This is a genomic window from Psychromonas aquatilis, assembly GCF_038155185.1.
GTDB classification, from domain to species: domain Bacteria; phylum Pseudomonadota; class Gammaproteobacteria; order Enterobacterales; family Psychromonadaceae; genus Psychromonas; species Psychromonas aquatilis.
This window is the reverse complement of record NZ_JBAKAZ010000512.1, coordinates 1-206: the sequence shown is the minus strand read 5'-3', so window position 1 is coordinate 206 and position 206 is coordinate 1. Positions and strand designations below refer to the sequence as shown.

At 43.7% G+C, this 206-nt stretch carries 1 protein-coding gene; it reads right to left on the bottom strand.

Annotation, left to right across the window (positions count from 1 at the left end; all coding sequences use genetic code 11):
• Nucleotides 1–23: 23 nt before the first annotated feature.
• The coding region (locus V6256_RS16335) for a crossover junction endodeoxyribonuclease RuvC (RefSeq protein WP_341599222.1) at nucleotides 24–206 on the bottom strand (183 nt) is incomplete at its 5' end.

The window sequence follows — 206 nt, the reverse complement described above, 5'->3', positions numbered from 1 at the left end:
GAGTAATCCATTTAAACAAAAGGTTATCGAAATCGCCCACGGACAGGTTTTTTAACTTGTCCTGCCATCGACACTACGGATTGTGCAGTATGAGCATGGCATATGGCTACCGCTAAACCATCGGCAGCATCAGCTTGTGGCTTTCCAGACATCATTAGCATTTGCATAACCATTGATTGAACCTGATCTTTTGTAGCAGCACAGAT